The 22,819-nt window shown below is 41.8% G+C and carries 20 protein-coding genes; 11 read left to right on the forward strand and 9 right to left on the reverse strand.

The genetic code is table 11. From position 1 onward, the window contains the following. Nucleotides 1-161 precede the first annotated feature (161 nt). Complete coding sequence (gene mpl / locus P2E05_RS18425; protein ID WP_154624534.1) at nucleotides 162-1,541, reverse strand: UDP-N-acetylmuramate:L-alanyl-gamma-D-glutamyl-meso-diaminopimelate ligase; 1,380 nt, start codon at nucleotides 1,539-1,541, stop codon at nucleotides 162-164. Nucleotides 1,542-1,842: 301 nt separating this feature from the next. Between mpl and fbp the strand changes: the two genes are divergently transcribed. Together fbp and ppa are read left to right on the forward strand one after the other, a co-directional pair. Continuing rightward, entirely contained in the window at nucleotides 1,843-2,850 is a 1,008-nt protein-coding gene (fbp, locus tag P2E05_RS18430; protein ID WP_154624533.1) for a class 1 fructose-bisphosphatase, read from the forward strand. Nucleotides 2,851-3,062: 212 nt separating this feature from the next. Further along, nucleotides 3,063-3,593 (forward strand): inorganic diphosphatase, encoded by a 531-nt coding sequence (gene ppa, locus P2E05_RS18435; protein ID WP_154624532.1) that lies wholly within the window; start codon nucleotides 3,063-3,065, stop codon nucleotides 3,591-3,593. Between the two features lie 106 nt (nucleotides 3,594-3,699). On the opposite strand, the gene P2E05_RS18440 is transcribed toward ppa, so the two are convergent. The 3 genes from P2E05_RS18440 to tamA are packed head-to-tail and all read right to left on the reverse strand — an operon-like array spanning nucleotide 3,700 to nucleotide 9,563. Further along, nucleotides 3,700-4,050 carry a gamma-glutamylcyclotransferase family protein gene (locus tag P2E05_RS18440; protein ID WP_154624531.1) on the reverse strand — a complete coding sequence of 117 codons (351 nt, stop codon included), beginning with the start codon at nucleotides 4,048-4,050 and terminating at the stop codon, nucleotides 3,700-3,702. A gap of 3 nt (nucleotides 4,051-4,053) precedes the next feature. Beyond that, complete coding sequence (gene tamB / locus P2E05_RS18445; protein ID WP_272657849.1) at nucleotides 4,054-7,824, reverse strand: autotransporter assembly complex protein TamB; 3,771 nt, start codon at nucleotides 7,822-7,824, stop codon at nucleotides 4,054-4,056. Beyond that, the gene (gene tamA, locus P2E05_RS18450) at nucleotides 7,821-9,563 is read right to left on the reverse strand and encodes an autotransporter assembly complex protein TamA (RefSeq protein WP_163863204.1); all 1,743 of its coding nucleotides are present in this window, start codon (nucleotides 9,561-9,563) and stop codon (nucleotides 7,821-7,823) included. Before tamA ends, tamB begins: the two co-directional genes overlap by 4 nt. A 133-nt stretch (nucleotides 9,564-9,696) precedes the next feature. Here tamA and msrA point away from each other — a divergent pair, with 133 nt between their 5' ends. Next, nucleotides 9,697-10,338 (forward strand): peptide-methionine (S)-S-oxide reductase MsrA, encoded by a 642-nt coding sequence (msrA, locus tag P2E05_RS18455; protein ID WP_269723539.1) that lies wholly within the window; start codon nucleotides 9,697-9,699, stop codon nucleotides 10,336-10,338. Between the two features lie 148 nt (nucleotides 10,339-10,486). Beyond that, a complete protein-coding gene (locus P2E05_RS18460; protein WP_154624528.1) occupies nucleotides 10,487-11,854 on the forward strand; it encodes a hemolysin family protein in 1,368 nt (455 codons plus the stop codon). 91 nt (nucleotides 11,855-11,945) lie between these two features. Here P2E05_RS18460 and P2E05_RS18465 read toward each other — a convergent pair whose 3' ends face one another. Next, nucleotides 11,946-12,152, reverse strand: coding sequence for a DUF1107 domain-containing protein (locus P2E05_RS18465; protein WP_014657315.1), 207 nt, complete (start codon nucleotides 12,150-12,152; stop codon nucleotides 11,946-11,948). 303 nt (nucleotides 12,153-12,455) lie between these two features. Here P2E05_RS18465 and P2E05_RS18470 point away from each other — a divergent pair, with 303 nt between their 5' ends. Further along, nucleotides 12,456-13,016: a YtfJ family protein gene (locus tag P2E05_RS18470; RefSeq protein WP_269723538.1), complete on the forward strand. Its 561-nt coding sequence runs from the start codon at nucleotides 12,456-12,458 to the stop codon at nucleotides 13,014-13,016. 167 nt (nucleotides 13,017-13,183) lie between these two features. Here the strand turns inward: P2E05_RS18470 and qseC are convergent, their stop codons facing one another. Further along, a complete protein-coding gene (gene qseC / locus P2E05_RS18475) occupies nucleotides 13,184-14,533 on the reverse strand; it encodes a quorum sensing histidine kinase QseC (protein WP_163863211.1) in 1,350 nt (449 codons plus the stop codon). Next, nucleotides 14,530-15,192, reverse strand: a complete 663-nt coding sequence (gene qseB / locus P2E05_RS18480) for a quorum sensing response regulator transcription factor QseB (RefSeq protein ID WP_154624525.1) — start codon at nucleotides 15,190-15,192, stop codon at nucleotides 14,530-14,532. Before qseB ends, qseC begins: the two co-directional genes overlap by 4 nt. Before the next feature lie 178 nt (nucleotides 15,193-15,370). Between qseB and P2E05_RS18485 the strand changes: the two genes are divergently transcribed. From P2E05_RS18485 to mqo, 4 genes are all read left to right on the forward strand, one after another. Beyond that, on the forward strand, nucleotides 15,371-15,775 hold the full coding sequence (locus tag P2E05_RS18485; RefSeq protein WP_154624524.1) for a YgiW/YdeI family stress tolerance OB fold protein: 405 nt from the start codon (nucleotides 15,371-15,373) through the stop codon (nucleotides 15,773-15,775). Between the two features lie 146 nt (nucleotides 15,776-15,921). Then, nucleotides 15,922-16,512 (forward strand): NUDIX domain-containing protein, encoded by a 591-nt coding sequence (locus P2E05_RS18490; RefSeq protein ID WP_163863213.1) that lies wholly within the window; start codon nucleotides 15,922-15,924, stop codon nucleotides 16,510-16,512. Between the two features lie 419 nt (nucleotides 16,513-16,931). Continuing rightward, nucleotides 16,932-17,321, forward strand: a complete 390-nt coding sequence (locus tag P2E05_RS18495; RefSeq protein ID WP_154623671.1) for a hypothetical protein — start codon at nucleotides 16,932-16,934, stop codon at nucleotides 17,319-17,321. A gap of 9 nt (nucleotides 17,322-17,330) precedes the next feature. After that, nucleotides 17,331-18,824, forward strand: a complete 1,494-nt coding sequence (gene mqo, locus P2E05_RS18500) for a malate dehydrogenase (quinone) (RefSeq protein ID WP_196713718.1) — start codon at nucleotides 17,331-17,333, stop codon at nucleotides 18,822-18,824. Nucleotides 18,825-18,877: 53 nt separating this feature from the next. On the opposite strand, the gene cysQ is transcribed toward mqo, so the two are convergent. Beyond that, nucleotides 18,878-19,618 (reverse strand): 3'(2'),5'-bisphosphate nucleotidase CysQ, encoded by a 741-nt coding sequence (gene cysQ / locus P2E05_RS18505; RefSeq protein WP_154623673.1) that lies wholly within the window; start codon nucleotides 19,616-19,618, stop codon nucleotides 18,878-18,880. A 585-nt stretch (nucleotides 19,619-20,203) separates the two neighbouring features. Here cysQ and P2E05_RS18510 point away from each other — a divergent pair. Further along, nucleotides 20,204-21,172, forward strand: coding sequence for a hypothetical protein (locus P2E05_RS18510; protein WP_154635666.1), 969 nt, complete (start codon nucleotides 20,204-20,206; stop codon nucleotides 21,170-21,172). A gap of 95 nt (nucleotides 21,173-21,267) precedes the next feature. Here P2E05_RS18510 and fklB read toward each other — a convergent pair whose 3' ends face one another. Then, nucleotides 21,268-21,888 (reverse strand): FKBP-type peptidyl-prolyl cis-trans isomerase, encoded by a 621-nt coding sequence (fklB, locus tag P2E05_RS18515; RefSeq protein WP_154622444.1) that lies wholly within the window; start codon nucleotides 21,886-21,888, stop codon nucleotides 21,268-21,270. Between the two features lie 231 nt (nucleotides 21,889-22,119). On the opposite strand from fklB, the gene P2E05_RS18520 reads away from it, so the two are divergent. Further along, complete coding sequence (locus P2E05_RS18520; RefSeq protein ID WP_196713720.1) at nucleotides 22,120-22,734, forward strand: LysM-like peptidoglycan-binding domain-containing protein; 615 nt, start codon at nucleotides 22,120-22,122, stop codon at nucleotides 22,732-22,734. The last annotated feature ends 85 nt before the right edge of the window (nucleotides 22,735-22,819 follow it).

Raw genomic sequence — 22,819 nt, forward strand, 5'->3', positions numbered from 1 at the left:
GCCTCTCGCCCCTTCTTTCACATCGATGCGGTCACTGTAGTCGTCAATTCTGACCTTATCTCATGACCGCCCGATGATCATCTGCAATAAAAAAGCAGCTTCAGAAGTGACTCAACCAATGAAACACTTTCGTTAAGCTGCCTTTTTTATTAAGGCTTATTTTAATTTTCGCCTTCGGCTTCGGATTTCTTTTTAAGTCCCGCAAGCAATTTACCGTGGATATCACCAAAACCACCATTACTCATGACCAAAATATGATCACCTGGCTGTGCGGTCTCAATCACCATGTTCGCTAACGCTTCAATATCAGAACTCCAACGTGCGGGTTGCACACAATTTTCAGCGATTTCTGTCACCATCCAAGGAATATTCGCAGGTTGGAAGAGAAACACTTCATCAGCACGGCCTAATGATGGTGCAATATCATTTTTACTGATCCCCATCTTCATGGTATTTGAGCGAGGCTCAAGTACCGCAATAATCCGTGAAGTACCGCCAACTTTACTGCGTAACGCTTCTAAGGTCGCTAAGATTGCCGTTGGGTGATGAGCAAAATCATCGTAAACACTCACGCCATATTCAACACCCCGTAACTCTAAACGACGACGTGCGTTGATAAACTTATGTAATGCTCGACACGCTTCTGCTGCGGGAACACCAACATGATGTGCGGCTGCAATCGCCATTAACGCATTATGGATGTTATGGTTGCCGACTTGTGACCAAATAACGTCGCCCACTTTTTCTTGTTGGTAGAAAACTTCAAAATGGCTTCCATCATGGTTTAATTTATTAGCTTGCCACTCTCCATGTTCACCAATAAATTCTTGTTCACTCCAGCACCCCATTCCAATAACCTGTTTCAGATTTGAGTCATTATCGGGCATAAAAATTTTGCCGTTACTCGGCACAATGCGGACGAGATGGTGGAATTGCTTTTGGATAGCTTCAAGGTTGTCGAAAATATCAGCGTGATCAAATTCGAGATTATTCAACACTAAGGTTCTTGGGCTGTAATGAACGAATTTCGAGCGTTTATCAAAAAATGCACAATCGTATTCATCCGCTTCAATCACAAAGAAAGGACTTTCTCCAATTTGAGCAGAGGCCTCAAAGTTTCCGGGTACACCGCCGATCAGAAAGCCGGGCTTATAACCACAATCTTCTAATATCCATGTTAACATGCCCGCGGTGGTTGTTTTACCGTGTGTTCCTGCTACGGCAAGCACCCAGCGCTCGGGTAAAACATGGTCATGTAACCACTGAGGGCCCGATGTGTAAGTTAGGCCTTTTTCTAATACCGCTTCTACACAAGGGTTACCGCGTGTCATCGCATTACCGATAACAACCATATCCGGTGCAGGTTCAAGCTGGCTAGGGTCATAGCCCTGAATGAGTTCAATGCCTTGTTTTTCTAGCAATGTACTCATCGGAGGGTACACGTTTGCATCGGAGCCTGTCACTTTATGCCCGAGCGAACGAGCCAGTATTGCCAAACTACCCATAAACGTACCGCAGATACCCAGAATATGTATGTGCATTATTTTCCATCCAATAGCATGAGGTTTATCATTATTCTACCCATCAATGTTAGGTTTATATAGACCAAAAATTCGAATTCTTACCACAACAAAAAATGCAGAGTATTCCCAAAATCATTCAAGCGACAACACGCGGCAAGCAACAACAATTTTAAGGGGGCATACGCAAGTATGTGACTCAGGTAACAAAACTCAGCCCATAACGCTGCGATAGCAAGTATGAAGGGTATAGATAAACTCACCGCGCAAGGGTACAATTCCCCCCTGCAAACCTCTGTCAATTATATTCAGGACCTTCGTCATGAAAACATTAGGCGAATTCATCGTCGATAAGCAACAAGATTTTCCTCATGCAACAGGAGAGCTGACCGCACTACTGTCAGCAATTAAACTGGGCGCTAAAATTATCCATCGTGATATTAACAAAGCTGGACTGGTCGACATTCTAGGCACAAGTGGTGTTTCGAATGTACAAGGTGAAGTCCAGATGAAGCTTGACCTGTATGCAAATGAAAAATTAAAAGCAGCTTTGAAAGCTCGCGGGGAAGTTGCCGGTATTGCCTCTGAAGAAGAAGATGAAATCGTCATTTTCGAAGGTGATCGTGCAGAAAACGCGAAATATGTCGTATTAATGGATCCATTAGATGGTTCTTCTAATATCGATGTAAACGTTTCCGTCGGAACAATCTTCTCTATTTACCATCGTATTACCCCAATTGGTCAGCCTGTGACTGAAGCCGACTTCTTGCAACCAGGCCATCGCCAAGTGGCTGCTGGCTACGTCGTTTATGGCTCATCCACTATGTTGGTTTATACGACTGGTTGTGGTGTTCATGCCTTTACTTATGATCCATCACTTGGCGTATTCTGCCTGTCTCACGAAAAAGTGATGTATCCAGCGGAAGGCAAAATGTATTCAATCAACGAGGGTAACTACATTAAGTTCCCTATGGGGGTTAAGAAATACATTAAGTACTGCCAAGAACAAGACGAAGCAACAGGTCGTCCATACACGACGCGCTATATTGGTTCACTCGTTGCGGACTTCCACCGTAACTTGCTCAAGGGAGGTATTTATATCTACCCAAGCACAGCGAGCCACCCAAATGGTAAATTGCGTTTACTATACGAATGCAACCCAATTGCCTTCCTTGCTGAACAAGCAGGTGGTAAGGCTAGCAATGGTCGTGACCGTATTTTAGATATCGAACCAAGTGAGCTTCACCAACGCGTACCCTTTTTTGTCGGTACCGCATCGATGGTGGAAAAAGCAGAATCATTCATGCGTGAGTTCCCTGACGCTGAATAACTTGATTTCTTACGCTAAGGCGGGGGTTATCCCGCCTTTTTTGTTCTCTTTATTCAGCTTTTTTTTTATGAATAGCTTACCAACTAGTGAGTTTTGTCCCTCTTTACGGCTATAATACCCCCCACGCTATGGACCAAAATAGGTTAGATTGTTTGGATATGATCTAATATATTGATGGACATATTAGTTTTTAACATAAAGGATACTTTTTCATGGGCCTGAACAATGTACCGGCAGGTAAAGATCTGCCAGAAGATATCTACGTTATCATCGAAATCCCTGCTAATGCAGATCCTATCAAATATGAAGTTGATAAAGACTCTGGCGCTCTGTTTGTAGATCGTTTTATGTCTACAGCGATGTTCTATCCATGTAACTATGGTTACATCAATCACACGCTGTCTTTAGATGGTGATCCTGTTGATGTGTTGGTACCAACACCTTATCCATTACAACCAGGTTCCGTTATTCGCTGCCGTCCAGTTGGTGTGCTGAAAATGACAGATGAGTCTGGTGAAGATGCTAAATTAGTGGCAGTACCGCACACTAAACTAAGCAAAGAATACGATCACATTAAAGACGTAAACGATCTGCCTGAATTGCTACGTGCACAGATCACCCATTTCTTTGAACACTACAAAGATCTCGAAAAAGGCAAATGGGTTAAAGTTGATGGTTGGGATAATGCTGAAGCGGCTAAAGCTGAAATTATCTCTTCTTTCGAACGCGCAGCTAAAAAATAATTCCCTTTTCTGGGGAAATGAAAGGTGCTAACGGTAACGTGAGCACCTTTTTTGTGGATATGAACAAACAAAAATGCCGGCAACGATGACGTATACCGGCATTTAACTACTCTTCTTCTTCGTGGCGCTTGAGCCAATCACCAGACTTAATTTTGCGTAAGCCTTCAACAGAATGCCGATACAGGTAAATCCAAGCATTACCATATGGCGTAGGGATTAACTCACGGACATAGTCTTGCGAATTTTTCTTTAATTCGTCTAATTCAGTCAGAATAGACGGATTGATGCGATAAACTTCGCATTCAATCACACCTTCACCTTTAATAACCGCTGGATAATAGCCAAGGTCATAAAGCTCATAGCCTTCTAAGCTATGCTCTCCTAGCAACTGAGCATAAGTCATCCAGTGATGATTCCCTTGCTTGCGCCTTAAACTGCCATAAACAATTACACGCATATTTTAAAACTCAAATTGATAAAGAAGATCCAAGGCCTGATTGACACCAGACACTGCTTCCAAATATAACTTCGGCATTAATCGATAACGTAACGTTAACGTTGCCAATGAATCAAATATACCAACACCATACTTAATTTGTAGGTCGTTAGTAATTTTTCCACTCACCACGACTTGAGATTTATCACCAACCCCTTGCGTATCGAGTGCCAAATCAGAGACTCCAAATGTTTCGCCAATTTTACCGACAAGTTGGCCACTTTGCGCAACGCCGAGTCCAATTAGCATCGATGTCATTTGTGAACCATTAGCATCTCCGCTTTCTAATCCTTCCCCGCGTAGCAGATAGGATAAAGCTTCTTGCTGTGTTTTGGCTGGCTCAGAGAATATCTCGACTTTTGGCTTGTCTGCAAGTCCTGTGACCTTAACACCTGCAATAACATTATCGGCAGTGTTATCTGGATTACGAATTGCTTCTAAGTTCAAGAATGGTTGATCCGCAGGTCCCGAGAACTGTATCTGACCTTTACGTACGATCAGATCCTGCCCATAAGCGCGGAAACGCCCCGATGGAATATCGATCTGTCCATTAAGGCTCAGACCTTGTTTGTTTTGTAATACCTTTAACATCCCCGTCAAACGGGCTTTCAGACCAAAAGCATCCAACTGAACATCATTACCAATCTTAATATCCAAGTTAGTTTGAATTGGAATTGGCGTGCTGGTTTTATCGATAGGTTTCAAGTCGCTATCTAACATGACCACATCTGAAGATGCACCAACGGCAGATTCTGGTAGCTCTTGTACCGTAATCCTCGCCCATGGAATTGTCACGCTACCATTTAATGTCAGTAACGTCGGTGACGCTTCAAACACAATATCAGGCTGTACATCAACTTTAACCATTGGAGGCATGGAAACACGTAAGTTATTACCGACTGCCATCACTTTCGCTCGCCATGCATCAACTTTACGCCAATCTGCATCACCGCTGATATTGAGATAACCTTCTGGCGTATTGATTTGCCCTGTCATTACGGAACTCGTGCCATTAAAGGCAATTCCTAGGTTACCGCTTTTAATATCAAACGGAATCAATGATGATTTGATTTCCAAACCGGAAAGCGCCAAGTTACCGTTGAGCAATGGATTATTTGCCGTTCCCCCAAGGCGTAAGTTGGCATTTAAATCCCCATTTGCGACTTCTTTTTCACCTAATAATGGCTTAATCAGCGCTAATGTAATGCGATTGATCTCAACATTACCTGAAAGCTGACGTCTCTTTTCTAGATCCGCAATTTGTACACTGCCTTTCAATTGACCATTATTGGCGATTTTGAATAACCAATCCAAATTGGCTTTACCATTTTTCAACGCCGCACTTAACGTCAAGGTATCAAACTCTAGCGGTATCCAAGTACCATCAACTAACTGAACGGCTTTAACACCATCGCCTTTGAGATCCACTTTCGCTTGTGGCAAGCTACCATCATCTTTCCAAATAACATTTGCCTTACCACTAAACACACCGCGAACACGTGTTTCATCCGTGAGGAAGGGTTTCAACATTGCAAGATCAAAGCGTTCTAGCACAATATCCGCGCTACCGTTTTTACCTGCTTTAATTGGTTTTGGCACACAAAGGCGCGCATTGATATTCACCCAGCAATGGGTACCAATCGTCACTTCTTGAGTTTGATTTGCATAATCAAGAGCCATGGCCTTGCTGAGTTTCCATTCACCAACGGGGGTTTCAAACAAGGTATTACTCAGGTTGCCTTTCCAAACCTCAGTTTGGCGATCAAACCCACCTGCTAATGTTAGATGGCCAGAGACGGGTTCCCCACTCACATCCAGCTTTAAGGTATGTTGCTTTTCGCTACCTTTCGCATCCAAAGTTAAGCGACTGATGACGAGGTCAGCTTGTTTTAACTGGCGAACAACGACGGATAAGTCACCTTTGATCTGTTCACCTGAAGCCACTTTACCTTTGATAACAACATTATCGACAGACAGCTCTTTTTGCCATCTTACGCCACGAGCTGTTAAATCCGCCAATATTTCAGGCGCTTGCAGGTCACCTCGTAATTTAACATCACCGATAATCACCCCACCAAGGCCCGGCAATATGCCATCCAATCCCGGCGCATTGATTTTCGTGTCTAAATTCCATTTATCTGATAGGTTTCCTTTAACATCAAGGTGGTTTTTTCCGAGTGAAAGTTTCAGCGCTGGAATATTCCACTGTCCAGCAGCATTACCAGTCGCCTCACCTCGCGCTTTGAGTAAGTTATTCTTAACATTACCATCTAACGTAATTTCAGGTATTTGTAACTGCCAGCTGCCACCATAAAGGCTACCCCGGGTCGCAATCTTACCATCGACTTTTGCAGGCCATTCCGGCCATTGCTTAGCCGTATTGATACCTGATAAGGTCAATACGGCATTCCAACTGATTGCTTTGCTCCAATCAGCGACACCCGTAATATCAGCATTACCCTGTAAAGCCGCTAATCGCAGACGAGTAATATTGACTTGCTCTTCATTCCCTTTCGCATCCAACATCAATGTGGATGGTGGAATTTCCTGCCCAGTTATCGCTGAGCGAAGAGATAAATCATAAGCAGAAGGTCGGCCATTCAAACGTAAACGTGTACCATCAAGTTGATATTGAGCATCACCCACTAATGGCCAACTCAGTTTCTGGCTTTCTAACGTTAACTGAATAGGTAAGTCAGCTTGGGCAAGGTCGGCTTGAGCCGCTAAGGTTGCGTTCACCGGTCCACTTAAGTTCAGTGCGAGTTTTAGCTCCTCAAGTAACCCACCTTTGAGTGATAAATCGACTTTTTGACCATCAAAGTCTTCTAGACGGCTTTCCCCAGTAATCGACAGAGAAACAGGCCATTTATCGGCTAATGTTGCTGTTCCCGATAAGGCAAGGTGACCTTGGGGCGAATCAACCGTAAATTTCTTCAGTAGGACATTTTGCCCATCATTTGAAAGCGTTAAATTCAAGCTATTGATCACAACGTCCGTCGCGCCTGTTAGCTGTAAATTCGAACCGTTGATCCCTTCAACATTTAAATCGACAGGAAGGATCACTTCCGGTAATTCCGCCAGTAATGGTTTAGCGAACAGTTCCTTCAGCGTTTCGCCAATCGATTTTTCTTCACCAACAGGAACTTCTGTCACGGGTTCATCTGGCTGCGGTTCTTCGCTTACTGGCAGATTAATCGCTAAATTAATCACATCCGTGGGTGCTAATGTCAGTGCTTTTTGCTGCCAGTGAATACCTGTCTTAAACTTTTCGAGGTCAATCGCCATCCCATCAACATTAACTTTGGTTGATGTTAATTGTAATTGATTGAGATTAATCGTGAGTGGTGCATTCAATTCGGTTAATGGCTCAGAAGGCGGCGTTTCTTCTGAAGGAGGCATTTTTGAGGTATCAACATTGACGATAACATTTTCAGTCGAAAGATCATCAATGCAAAGCTCGCGACTAGTCAAACAGCCTAAACGTAATGCAAGATGCAGTTTTTCTGCATCAACATCGACGCCCGGCATTTGGTATTTTACCCCAGCCAAGGTCAGATTATTGATATCCCCATCAATAGAGCGGATCTCTAGCCCAGGTACAAAACGTGTCGCACTATTAAGTGCAAAATGGAGGCCTGATTGCGTACCCAATACCCAACTTAGTGCGGCAACAATCAAGATCAATACAAGTAAAACGGCAAGAGCTGTCCATTTTAACCACTTCATCCATTTCATAGTTCAGTCCCCAAGCCGATATAAAATTGTATTTTATTATTATCAGGATCCCCGATCGGAGTCGCTAGGTCGAATTTTATTGGTCCTACCGGAGAAACCCAGCGGACACCAACACCAGCCCCCGTTTTAAAATCACTTTTCTTAATATCGTTAACGGCTTCACCACTATCAATAAACACAGCACCCCACCAGTTACCCGTGAAGTTATAATCGTATTCAATGGAACCCACGACCAGTTTAGATGCCCCTGTTAGTTTACCTTTGCTATCCTCTGGTGAGATTTTTTGGTAACCATAACCACGTACACTGCCATCACCACCGGCAAAGAAACGTAAGTCTGGTGGCACCTTGTCAAAATTATTCGTTTCAATCCACCCTAAATTTCCTCTGAATACAAAACGATGGCCTTCCCATGGGGAGCGGATCCACACTTGCTTAGTTTGCAATACAAGAAAATCGATATCGGAGCCCCAAATTTCATTCGAATAATCAATAGAGTAACGCTGACTGTCCCCCCAACTTGGCATCACACCACCACGTTGGCGAATTCGGCTAACATTAGCCCCAGGATAAAGCAACATCGTGGTATTCGTGACATCCGCTTGGGTAAAGTGGCTCAACATCCAACGCATGTTCACGCCATATTGCCAGCCGCTGGAATAATCCCAATTACGTGACACGTTTAGGGTCGTCGTATCGGACTCTGTGTCGTTTAAGTCAGTACGTTTATACCCCCCTTGAACCGCATAATATTGTTCTAAAGGATTGGCTTTAAGGGGGATCTTATAGCTAGCATCAATAATCTGTTCAGGCTGCGATAAACTGATATTTGAGGTAATACTTTGCCCTCGCGAGTTTACCCAAGGCCTATTCCATGTTGCTTTAACACGAGGACCAACGTCAGTGGCATAACCACCACCTAATTCAACGAAGTTTTTTGCACGAGGAACCATCACCCCTTCCATTGGCAACAGGTCAGTGTGCTCTTCCCGAGCTTTAGCGATATTGGGAGTCACAATGGCGGAAGTAAACCAACCCGTTTCCACTAATCGGCGGTTAAATTCGGCCAGTTGTTCTGAAGTGTAATATTCACCTTCTTTAAAAGGCGCGAGGTTGTTCAGATAATCAGTGCGGATTTGAGAACCTTCATAGGAAATGTCACCAAATCGGTAACGCTCACCACTATTAAAGTCAAAGTCCCAATAAGAGGCATGGTGATCAAGTGATATGCCTAGTTGGCTTTTCTCCATGATCGCATCAAAATAACCTTTACGGATCGCAAGCCCACTAAATTTACCTTTAAAGCTTTCATATTCGCCATCATTCTGGATCGTACCGATCTTAGGTGTGTTATTTTTTATCATTTTTGCATAGTCAGGGTCGTTTTTCGCTCCCCCTTCTAATGTAATATTAACACCTTGTACTCGAACAGGTTCGCCCAGTGTGACTTTCGCCGTTAATACGGAACGTGCTGGTGGCTTATTTTCTTGATAAGTGAACTCAATTTTAGGCTGATAGTATCCAAGTGGTTTCAGACCTTCCTCGATTGCTTTTGTGACACGAGCACGAAAGCGACCATTAGGCACCACTTCATCCTGAGAAATATTAGAAAGCTGAACACGGACGTTCTGATTAGGTTGCCCTTCAAGTCCTTCAATATTAAGGCGTAGATTTGCGCTATACGCAGCAGGAACTGTCGCCATTAAGGTTAGAAAACAGATGATAGGGTATTTTGACACGCCCGCTCCTAAGATCATTGATAATTTGACTAAACACTTCATATCAATTTATTTTGAGTAAAATAAACTCTAGATACAAGTTTTTATCCTAATTTTTACCGAAAATGCACATTACCACACATAGGAATCTGTTATGTCTTCTAATAAATTACAACCCGTGAGTATTTCGCAAGCGCTACCCGGTAGAGAAACCGCCATTCCCCATTCACCATACCATGCGGTGAACCAGTATTCGATTGATAATATTCCGAAGAATGCTGAAGTTGCCTATTTTGCGATGGGTTGTTTTTGGGGCGCTGAGCGCTTGTTTTGGCAGCAGTCCGGCGTTTATTCCACCTCTGTTGGCTATAGTGGAGGGATTACCCCAAACCCAACCTATGAAGAAGTTTGCACAGGACTGACAGGCCATACCGAGATTGTTAGAGTGGTCTTTGATCCACAGACTATCCGCTATACTGATCTATTAACTCTGTTTTGGGAAAACCATGATCCAGCCCAAGGCATGCGTCAAGGCGGTGATATTGGCACACAATATCGTTCAGCCCTCTATACCGTTTCTGATTCACAATTACAGCAAGCACGAGAGACACGAGCGGCTTATCAACAAGCGATGGTTGCTCAAAATGATACTCGCCAAATCACCACAGAAATCGCACCATTAGAAACCTTTTATTTTGCGGAAGATTACCACCAACAATACCTCCATAAAAATCCAGCAGGCTATTGTGGATTAGGAGGAACTGGAATTTGTTTACCGCCACAGAACATAAACTAGGCAGAAAATTTAACCTAATGCTATAATAACGTCACTAACCCAATTTTGCGCACCTCCGCGCTATTTTATCTCTGTAGTAGAAAGAGTTGCCTTCAGGGGATCCTCCATAAAGGGTCAGATGTTCCTGAAGGTAATATTTGGATAATTTATGCTTAATAGTTTACTGATCGTTCTTTTATTATGTGCAATTAGCGCATTTTTTTCGTTGTCAGAAATTTCACTGGCAGCTTCTCGTCGTATCAAACTCAAGTTAATGGCCGATGAGGGCAACATTAATGCGGCACGAGTCCTGAAATTACAGGAAATGCCCGGTATGTTTTTTACTGTGGTTCAAATCGGCCTAAATGCGGTCGCCATCTTGGCAGGGATTGTCGGTGAATCTGCCTTTTCACCTGCATTACAAGACATTTTTATTAATTTCCTTTCTCCCGAGTGGGCACAACAAACTGCATCTATTCTGTCATTTACCATTGTCACCAGCCTATTTATTTTAGTGGCAGACTTAACCCCTAAACGTATTGGAATGGTAAAACCCGAAGCTATCGCTGTACGGATTGTTAACCCAATGCGTTTGTGTTTAACCCTACTCAGCCCACTAGTTTGGTTCTTCAATGGCCTTGCTAACTTGATTTTCAAAATTTTCAAGTTACCCACTGCGCGTAATGAAGATATCACTTCAGATGATATTTTTGCTGTTGTTGAAGCAGGCGCTGTTGCTGGCGTATTGCGTAAACAAGAGCATGAGTTGATTGAAAATGTCTTTGAACTGGAATCTCGCACGGTTCCATCGGCAATGACCCCGCGTGAAAGTATTATTTACTTTGATAAAGATGAATCCGAAGAGAGCATCAAACACAAAATTTCAACCGAGCCACACTCCAAATTTTTAGTGTGTAGCGGTGATATTGATCATGTCATTGGTTATGTTGACTCGAAGGTCCTATTAAACCGTGTATTGAATGGCCAAAGTCTTAATTTACAAGATGGTGTTCATATTCAAAATGCCTTAATGATCCCTGATACGCTCTCTTTGTCTGACACTCTTGAGGCCTTTAAAGCTAATGGCGTTGACTTTGCGGTGATCCTCAATGAATACGCTCTCGTTATGGGGCTGATCACAATTAATGATGTGATGATCACGTTAATGGGGGATCTTATCGGGCCAGGCCAAGAAGAGCAGATCATCTCACGAGATGAAAACTCATGGTTAGTTGAAGGCGGAACCCCTATTGAAGATGTGCAACGTATTTTGGATATTGATGAATTTCCTGACGTTAGCAACTATGAGACCATTGCTGGTTTTATGATGTATCGCTTAAGAAAAATGCCAAAGCGTACTGATTATGTCAAATATGCGGGGTATAAATTTGAAGTGGTTGATATTGATAACTACAAGATCGATCAATTACTTGTTACCCGAGTCACAACACCGCCAGCAGCCGTCGTGGTTCAAGCAGGAAAAAGTAACGTGGAAACGGCTAACGCAGAACAACCAACACAACAAACTAAGCATTAATGCTTTACAGCGAAGCCGTTTCGCTTAACGCGCCACTCTATGTGGCGCTGTTTTTAGCTCAATAGCAATTTGCTATTTAGGCTAACAGCAACTACCCCAACTCAGACTGTAGTACCAATACTTGTTTGTTCACCTCACTCATCACATTGTAGTGGCGCTTGTCGCCCACCTTTGGTGGTAAGATTTTGCCATAATTAAACTCAAAAGCCCCAAAGCCTTTGATGTAGATACGACCACGGAATAGCGTTTTAACGTAGAGTGCAATTTTGGATGGGTTATAACGGTTAAATATTTTCATTAGAACTTTTCCTTTCCTTTTGTCTTACGATACTCTTCACTCATACCGCTCGTTAATAATAGACCAGGAATATTTACTTTGGTTCGATTATTGCAGTTTTATTCAATTCATTTACAGAAAATGACACTACAAACATTCTGTCAATAACCTCAAAAACTTTGTAGTTATGCTAAATTTTGCAAAAATGTTAATTTTGGTTTCACAACTCATCGGATGAGCTATGCTATAACTGTAAGCACAACACATTTTTGTGATGGTTCATTTCTCGTTGATGCATCAAAATATAACAAAAGAGGTAATATAATGATTAAGAAGAGTTTTTTATTTGCTTGCCTACTAACCCTCTCCTCTACCGCCTTGGCAAGCCCAATCCAACTTAACCAATCCGTTCCCCCTGTTTCAGTGACTGATAAAGGTGAAATGCAATTAAGTCCTGATGGAAAATTTTCTTATCAAGAATGGAAAAGCCAACAGCTACCTGGAAAAGTTCGGACAATTCAACATATTGCGGGGCGCTCTTCAGCTAAAGAACTCAATGCACCACTGATTGAAGCGATCAAAAAAGCCCGCTTTCCTCATGATACCTATCAAACAACCTCAATTATTAATGCCGATGATGCCATTTTCGGCACCGGTGTTTTTGTGAGTAATAGCGTTGAGGATAGCAAGAAAGAGTTTCCTTACTCACAATTTATTGTTGATAGTGATGGTGTCGTTAAAAAAGCATGGAGCCTCACCCCTGAAAGCTCAGCGATTATCCTATTGAATAAAGAAGGAAAAGTACTGTATTTCAAAGATGGGGCACTGACTGAACCTGAAATTAATAAAGTGATAACCCTGATAAAAGCAGAACTAGGACAATAAATTTCACCCTCTCTAGTGCACGGAAATATTGCTGTCGTGCACATAGAGAATGGCATCGTATCGAGAGGCACAGATTTCCATACCAAGAGAGCGTTATTCTAAAGAAAGCGTATTACCTTTAAATTTACACGGTGAATAATTATTTGAAATATATTAATAACCAATCATTATGACCAATGTATTTTCACACAAAAACCGCCATTTTCACCATTCGTAAACGCTAATTTAAAATGATGTAATTCAGCGATACGTTTAACAATCGATAATCCTAATCCACTGCCCGTTTTTTCTTGCCCTGCTGGACGATAAAAACGTTCACCTAATCGCTTCAGCACCTCTAGCGGAACTCCCGCCCCATCATCCTTAATCGTTAGGTCATTATTATTTAATTCTATTTCAACTTTCCCACCCGTCTTCCCATAACGGATCGCATTATGCAGTATATTTCTCAGTAAGATAGCTAATAACAAACGTTGTCCTGTAAATGATGATGGTTCACTGAGCACACTGACATCAATGGTAACTTGTGCCGCCTTAGCCTCTAACTCAATATCTTTAATTGATGACTGAATTAATGCAAGCCATGATAGCTGCTCAATATCGTCCAGTTGTGACAGTGATTCTAAGCGCGAAAGTGTCAGGAGTTGGTCAACAAGGCGTGTTGCTCTATCGATACCTTCGGATAAATTGGCCACCGCATGTTCGCGGATTGCTGAGTCTTGCCCTGCTATTTGCACGACTTCAGCCTGAACTTTAAGGGCGGCTAATGGGCTACGTAACTCATGTGCCGCATCGGAGGTAAATTGCCGTTCGCGGGCAAACATCGTCTGGATCCGTTCAAATAAGTGGTTAAGCGCATCTAACATAGGCTTAACTTCTGACGGCAAGCGTTCGACCTGAACCGACGTTAATTCATCTGGCCGCCGTTGATAGAGCTGAGTAGCCACTTGATGTAAGGGGCGCAATGCTCGGGTTAATAACCATAAAAATACAATCAACAGCGTCGGTAAAGCGATTAACCAAGGCAAAAACTGAGCAACCATAATGTCCATTGCCAGGTCTTGCCGATATTCCCACTCTTGCCCTACTGCAATAATATATTGCCCTTCCGAGGACTTTAACCAGACAAAACGCCATTCGTCATCACTCCCTTTAATTTTGCCTTCAGTAAAACCTTCCCGAGAAAAACTGAAGGGAATTTTACGCCCATTATCACCATCGTTGAGGACCATTTCGCCTTGAGGTGTAAAAATAGCGAATGCCAGTGCATCATCATCTTGATGGCCCCGATTTTTACGTAAGATTTTTTTCGTTTTTGCTAATGACGTATTATTAAAGTCAAGGTCAGAAGGTAATACGGATAAGCGTTTGGCGAAAACCATTTGCTGGGTATCAAATAATTCATTAATGGTTTTATAGGTTTGATGCCATGCGAGTAAACTCGCGATACCCCATGTCATTAAGGCAAGTAACAGCAGTATCAGCGTTAGCTTTAAACGTAAACTAAAGGTTTTCATACCGCTTCACCTAAACGGTAACCAACACCATGAACCGTCCGGATAAAACCCGATCCTAATTTGCGGCGTAAATGATGAATATGCACCTCAACAGCATTGCTCGATACTTCTTCATCCCAGTTATATAATTTTTCCTCTATCATCGTTCGGGACAACACCTTATTTGGATTATGTAGAAATAGCGATAACAAGGATAACTCTTTGCTTTTTAATTCGATAAATTTACCATGACAAGTTACCGTCATCGCCACAGGATCCATTTCTACATCACCATGTTTGAGTATGGGTGATAACTGCCCGCTTCGCCGACGAATTAAAGCCTGTAACCGCGCGGCAACCTCAGCGAGGGCAAAAGGTTTACAGAGATAATCATCGGCACCTTGCTGTAACCCCTGAACACGCTGATCCAATGCATCTCTGGCAGTCAGTATGAGAACAGGCTCATCGCGCCCTTCTTGACGCCAATATTTCAAAATATCCATGCCGTCTAAACTCGGTAGAGAAAGATCGAGGATCACGGCATCGTATGGTGCATCAAGTAGCGCAACTTGCCCCTGTTTTCCATCAGTAAACCAATCAATGGTAAAGCCTAACTGGCTTAAGCCCACTTTTAAACCATCACCAATTAATCGGTCATCTTCTATCAGCAAAATACGCATGCTTCTCTCCTGTGTTAGCATATTATTATATTTATCCGATTCGTTTAGCGATGACCAGCTGTTATGGCCTAAATTTAAAATATATTTTTTTATGGGATTCCCTTAAGATCCTGTTAAGAATTTTTTGTTTTAATAGCTCCCGTAAACAAATTTTGGTAACCAAATGGAGAGGACCACTATGAAAACATTACCTTTAATTACCTTGATTGCGGCATTAGCTTCTGCACCAGTACTGGCTGTAAATGGTGGCTTTGATGGACCAGGTGCAACCCAAAATACCACCGCTCAAACTTCCCAATCAGGTGGTTTCACGGGACCAAGTAGTGGCGAAACCACTGTCGCTAAAGCATTAGATCTCTCTGATGATAGCTGGGTAATTCTGCGTGGTAATATCGTTAAACAGTTGGATCAGAAACATTATGAATTTACCGATGGTACAGGCACCATCAATCTTGAAATTAGTCCAAAAAGATGGAATGGCCTTAACGTAACGCCAAAAGATAAAGTGGAGATCCGCGGTAAAATTGACAAAGATTGGAACTCACGAGAAGTGGAAGTGAAACAGATCCAACTGATTAAATAACGTTGATTTGATAAGGTGGCTTGGCATCCAAGCTGCCTTATCTATCCTTTATTCCCTTCAATAGGGTGCAACTAGCATGATTTCCTATTTCGAGATATTGATGACAATGCTAGATTAACAGCTATCATCATTACGAAGGTCATATCATGTCGACTAAAATCCCTCAAGTTCGTAATATTCAAGAAACTTTGCTCTCTGATAATTGGTATACACTGAAGAAATACACTTATGAACTTCAGCGCCGTGATGGCAGTTGGCAACAACAAACCCGCGAATCCTATGATAGAGGAAATGGTGCGGTGATTTTGCTATACAATCGAGTGAAAAATACGATTGTACTGATCCGCCAGTTTCGTTTTCCTTTATATATTAATGGATACCAGCATTTACTCATCGAAGCCGCCGCTGGATTACTGGATAACGCCTCACCAGAACAACGTATACGTGCTGAAGCGGAAGAAGAAACCGGATTTCGTATTGAAAAAATTGAAAAAATTTTTGAAGCTTATATGAGCCCAGGCTCTGTAACTGAAAAACTGTATTTTTATATCGCAGAATATCATGACCAAGATCGAATTAGCTCAGGTGGTGGCCTTGCTGAAGAAGGTGAAGATATTGAGGTATTAGAGTGGCCATTTCCTAAAGCATTGGCCGCCATAAAAACGGGCGAAATTGTCGATGGTAAAACCATCATGCTTATTCAGCATCTTGCCTTAAATAATATTTTAACTCATTAAAAATAATGCTATTTATATTATTCTATTTTCCTTCTTGATTAGAATTAGGAAGGAAAATTAAATCGTGTTTATTTCTATTTATATTTTTTTATTTATTACGTTAATTTTCTATTTATTGATGTGTGGTTTGACCCATAATAAAAAAAATAAATAGTTTATTTATTATCAATAAGTTACGTCGCCATTTGTTTTATTTTTTGTCATTCAAATAAATATCATCGGAAAACATCCTACCAATTCCTACAGTATTTATTTTAAATAGAATAGGATACAATAGTTGAATAGAATATTTATTCTAAAAGTACACTTATTTAGAGTTATCTTAATATGACTATTTGACAATATCTTTTGTTAAAAGTGCTTCATGTTTACCTATTAGCTTGTTTGTTCATCCATACAAAACTTAAGAGGTTAATAATATGATACGTTGTGTTCGTATGTGGACCGGTGAAGATGGTAATTCTCTGTTTGAAGAAGGCACGATTGAATTAAGTGGAGAAGCGAGAGGAGATAGCGAAACTCCTGCTATTGCCGTTAGTGAATTATCCTTCCGCGAAACCTCTTCAGGCGGGTCATGGGATTGGCACAAAGATCCTGTTCCACGCTATGTCATCACACTTACTGGTACTTTAGAGTTTGAAACCAAAGATGGTTCAACGTTTATTATTAAACCGGGTGATATTTTACTCGCCCAAGATAACACGGGAACCGGCCATAAATGGCGTTTAATCGGCGATGAACCATGGCGTCGCGCGTATGTTGTCTATCAAGAAGGCACTGAGCTGTGTTTTAAACCCTCTAAGTCTTAGGAGTTTTTAATGAGTAAGCCTATTTCAGAACAAGTAGATATCGCGCTCATCGGTGCCGGTATCATGAGTACTACCCTCGGCACTTTTTTAAAAGAACTTGAACCATCACTGAATATTGCGGTTTTTGAAAGACTGAATGACTGTGCGCAAGAAAGTTCTCATCCTTGGAACAACGCCGGTACAGGTCATGCTGCAAACTGTGAAATGAACTATACGCCACCGAATCCAGATGGCACGGTTGATATCAGTAAAGCCCTTGAAGTGAATACCGAGTTTGATCTGTCTCGCCAACTCTGGTCTTACTTAGTCACGAAAGGCAAAATCAAAGATCCCCGTGATTTCATCCATCCTTGCCCACATATGAGCTTTGTTTGGGGTGAAGATAACGTCAAGTTTTTGAAACAGCGCTATACCCAGATGTCAGCTCACCACTGTTATCAGAACATGGAATACACTGAGGATCCGCAACAGATCAATGAGTGGGCACCACTGATCATGGAAGGCCGTGATCCAAAAGAAACCATCGCGATGACACGGGTTGCAACCGGTGCCGATGTGGATTACGGCGCGCTGACGCATCTATTAATGGAACAATTGAGCCAGCAGTCAGGTTTTGCTGTTCACTACAAACATGAAGTTATCGATATTAAAAGAGCCGCTGACGGCAGATGGAATATCGAAGTCAAAAACCTACTCACTCATGAAAAAACCATTACGACCGCTAAATTTGTCTTTATCGGTGCAGGCGGACGAGCTATCGAATTACTCCAAAAATCAGGTATTCCTGAAGGTAAAGGCTATGGTGGCTTCCCTGTTAGCGGTATCTGGCTACGTTGTGATAATGAAGAAATTGCAGCTCGCCATCATGCAAAAGTGTATGGCAAAGCAGACAAAGGCTCCCCACCTATGTCCGTTCCACACTTAGATACACGTATCATTGATGGTAAACGCTCATTATTGTTTGGTCCTTATGCTGGATTTTCTAGCAAATTCCTCAAACACGGCTCTTATTTAGATTTATTTGAATCGGTTAAATTAAATAACATAGAGCCAATGCTTGCCGTTGCTAAAGATAACTGGGCGCTAGCTGAGTACTTAGTTGGGCAAGTGCTCCAAACTTCAGCCCACCAATTTGCTATGCTGCAACAATTCTACCCAGAAGCACAGCGTGAAGACTGGAAAGAAGTGGTTGCGGGACAACGTGTTCAGATCATAAAACCAGATCACGATAAAAAAGGTATCCTAGAATTTGGTACTGAATTGATTACCAGCGCAGATAAGTCACTGACTGTCTTGATGGGCGCATCACCGGGTGCTTCTACCGCTGCGTTTATTGCATTGAATGTCTTGAAGACTTGCTTTGCGGATCAGCTTAATTCAGATGGCTGGGAAGCGCGTTTAAAAGAGATCATTCCAACTTATGGAATTGATTTAAAAGTCGACGCAAAAGCTTGCTTAGATATTCGCGCGGCAACGGCAAAAGTACTCAAGCTCGATAACTAATCGCGTTTTGTCGGGTAAATATACCAATTTACCCGACATGTTCTCATTTCCAGTCAGAACAAAGTTACACGGAAACCAGGGTTTAAAAAAGACTCTCGTGGGGTGTAATCTAGCGTTTTACCGTTCCAATCTAAAACCTTAGCACCGGATGCGATTGCCACAGCATGCCCTGCTGCCGTATCCCAAATATTGGTTGGCCCGAAACGCGGGTACAGTTGCGCTTTGCCTTCTGCCACTAAACAAAACTTTAATGAAGAACCAATTTCAACCGTTTCATGGCTTCCCATTTGAGCAAGATAATCGCGCAATTCACCATCTTGATGAGAGCGGCTGATCACTATGATAGGTGGCATTGAATCTTTAACATGAATCGGTTGCTTGTGCCCACCTTCTTCTTTCCACGCTTGATTACCTTCAGCGTAATAGAGTAACCCTTTGGCGGGCGCATAAACAACGCCCATAATCGGTATACCCTTTTCAATCAACGCAATATTGACTGTAAAATCACCATTGCGATGAATAAATTCTTTTGTTCCATCCAGAGGGTCAATCAACCAATAACGCTGCCAATTTTTACGTTCATCCCATGACGGTGGCGCTTCTTCAGATAATTGAGGAATATCGGGTGCAATACGTGTTAAACCGGCAGTAATAATGTTATGAGCAGCAATATCAGCCTCTGTCACAGGAGATTGATCGCTTTTATGATCAATATGTAACGGCTCTTGGCTGGTATAAATAGCCATAATGGCGGAGCCTGCATCGATAGCCAATTCGCAAATTTGTTTTAGCATGATTCACCTCTTTTCCATCACTCTGTACCTTTAGCTTAACAGCCATAGATCATTGGAACCACAGAAACCGTTCACACTTACCTTATCAATTTACATTATTTTCTTTCCAAGTAGTTTCAATTAATGAAAAGAATAGTGTTCTTGGGGAAATATTGCGTTATATCAGAAACAGCGCTTTATATTATGCTTTAGGTTTGATTTATCACTCGACATTTGCAATAGTAATATTGTTTAATCCATTGTTTTGTATCCATAAGAAACAAATAAGAGAGAGCGGTGAGCTTCTTTTAAAGAAAGGCAATTATAGATTGTGAATATATAAGAAGTGACTTTAGGTTTTTAGCGCTAATGCCGCTAAGAAAAATGCCTATATTTAGGCTCGATGACAACATTAAGGTAGCAAACTTTATACCCCATTCTCGAGTTGCAACAACGCATTATGATTTAATGCTATACAGAACAATAAGTAAAAATGACAATAAGCTTAATCGCATTTTTGAATAGGAATCTAACCTGCTATTTATATATCACCACTTATATATCACCACTATCAATGATGTGATTCTCTAAAATTTAGGAATAAAAATGAGTCAATCAAATACAGCCAAGCTCTCTTTTTTTAGATTACCCGCCATATTTGTGAGTGTTTGGATCCTCACGGAGTACTTTTGGTTTTATAGCGTGACAATTCAACCATTATTATACGTACCGCCTCATTATTTAAATGCGATTATATATAGCCTAAGGGTAGAGTGGTTCATTAAGATTTTTATCTTCCTATTTTCCACTTGCCTTATCTTTTACTACACCAAATTGAACCAAGCTAACCTTAAAAATATCCTTATTGTTGCGGGTATTGCCATCGTCTACTTTTTTATTCTCAAATTTACGCAATACGTAAATGAGATAGCCATGCATAAGATGTTTGGAGAGGTACAGTTATATCATCGCCCTAGCTTAATATATACCTATAGCTTTTCCATTATATTTAACATTATCAACGTCTTGATACTTATTTTACTATTTATACCAAGAATATTTTTTTGTAAAAAAGCCCGTCATGATTTCGTATTAACAGAAAAAAATCATGGGTTAATTTACAATGCACTCTATACCATAACCATGCTATGTTTTACGCTTGTTATCGCCTCTCTCACGATATATTGCATTGCGTTACTCAAGGAAAATCAACTGATATTAAAAATTTTTTTGCTTCTGAGTTACCAAGCATCTGACATGTTATTTCCTGCAACAGCCGCTGCTATCGTTATATTGCTTTTAAGTATATATAGGTCAATTCCTTTCCAAGGAAATCAACTCAAGATAAAACGTTTAATGCTTCTTTCGTTCATTAATACCATCATACTACTGGCAATAATGAGCCTATTAGCTTTCTTACTGTATTTATCAATAGAGGTCTCTCAACAAATCACCACTTTAGATGAGTTATTTGTCATCGTTGGTTTTGTAATTTTTATTATCATTGCACGTCTTGTAAATAAACGGGTGTTTAGAACTAAAAAAGATTCCCCCTCAATAACACCTACAGCTTAAAACATAAAAAGGGCTTTGCGACCTTGCCTTCATCATAAAAAGGCAGGCCTGCAAAGCCCTGATATTGGCTTAGTCAGTTATACTGACCGCCAAGATTACAGAATTTCGAGTAATTCGACTTCAAAGACTAGCGTACTGAATGGCGGGATAGATGCGCCTGCACCACGCTCACCATAAGCCAGCTCAGAAGGGATGTACAGTTCCCACTTAGAACCGACAGGCATCAGAGTCAGAGCCTCTATCCAACCTTGGATAACGCCACTCACAGGGAATTCTGCGGGTTGGCCACGTTGAACTGAGCTATCAAAAACAGTACCGTCAATGAGACGACCTGTATAATGGACGCGAACACGGTCAGTACGTGCAGGGATCGCACCTTCACCTTGGTTAATCACAGAGAATTGCAAACCAGAATCAGTGGTTGATACACCTTCACGCTTTTGGTTTTCTTCAAGGAATGCACGACCTTCAGCCGCCATGGCTTCTTGGCGAGAAGCACGGACTGCATCTGCACGCTCATGAATTTCACGTAGCGCTTTATGAAGTGCTTCAACAGGAACTGAAGGCATATTACCTTCTAACGCATCAGTGAGGCCTGCTAAAATAGCAGCAGGTTCTAGGCCTTCTAAACCAGACTCTAATAATTGCTGACCGATTTGTAAGCCAATACCATAGCTTGCTTGAGCTTCTACTGAATCAAAATTTGGGTTTGCCATGAAAATACCTGTATGGTTTTTGATAAAAAAGCAAGAATAACAGCCCCTACCTTATGGGTAAACCTAAACCATACCTCTGTGCGTTAAAAGTAAGCTATTTTGTATGATTCAGCTCAGTGTTCTCTGAAAAATAACCTAGGGTAATCAAATTACTAAAAATCAGTGCTACTATTCCTATCATCACAAATGAATTTAGTTCGTCACCGTTCGTTCCTCAATCAAGGAGGAGTCATGCTTAAATTTTCAAGATTTCATCGCATTGGTATCACTATCTTAGCGATTATCGTTATTGCAGCCCTTTTCTGGCCTACTGGTGATGAAAACCAAGGTAATAAAACACCTCAAAGTCAGCCACAGCCTATTGTTGTACCGCCACCAACGACTCCCGAGATAGTGACTCCCACACCATCAGAAGAACCAATAGATAACGGTCAAACGGAAGGTGCCCCCGCAGGCGTGCCTGCTGAACCAGAGATCATCCAAGAACCGCCAGTGGAGCAGACTCCACCTGAGGTTACATCACCACCAACGACCACCACACCACCAAAGCAGACACAACAGCCTGCAACTCGCCCTACAACCAATGAATGGCAAAATTATCAGATACAAAAGGGCAAAACATTGGCACAACTGTTTCGTGATAACCACCTGCAAGCCAATGATGCATTTGTTATGGCCCGTGTTGAGGGAGCGGAAAAACCTCTCAGTAGTTTACGGCAGGGTCAGAAAATACGTTTGAAGGCAAATGCAAAAGGGGAAGTACAGCTATTGGAGATTACGACCGCTGAAGGTAAAACATTTAGCTTTGCGCGTCTAAGTGATGGTAGTTACTACCGAACACCGTAGTTTGACTTGAACAAGCGCGATTACAGGCAATAAAAAACACCGGACTAGCCGGTGTTTTTTTTGTGCTATCGGAAAACCGATGGCA

The sequence above is a fragment of the Providencia stuartii genome (assembly GCF_029277985.1).
GTDB classification, from domain to species: Bacteria; Pseudomonadota; Gammaproteobacteria; order Enterobacterales; family Enterobacteriaceae; genus Providencia; species Providencia zhejiangensis.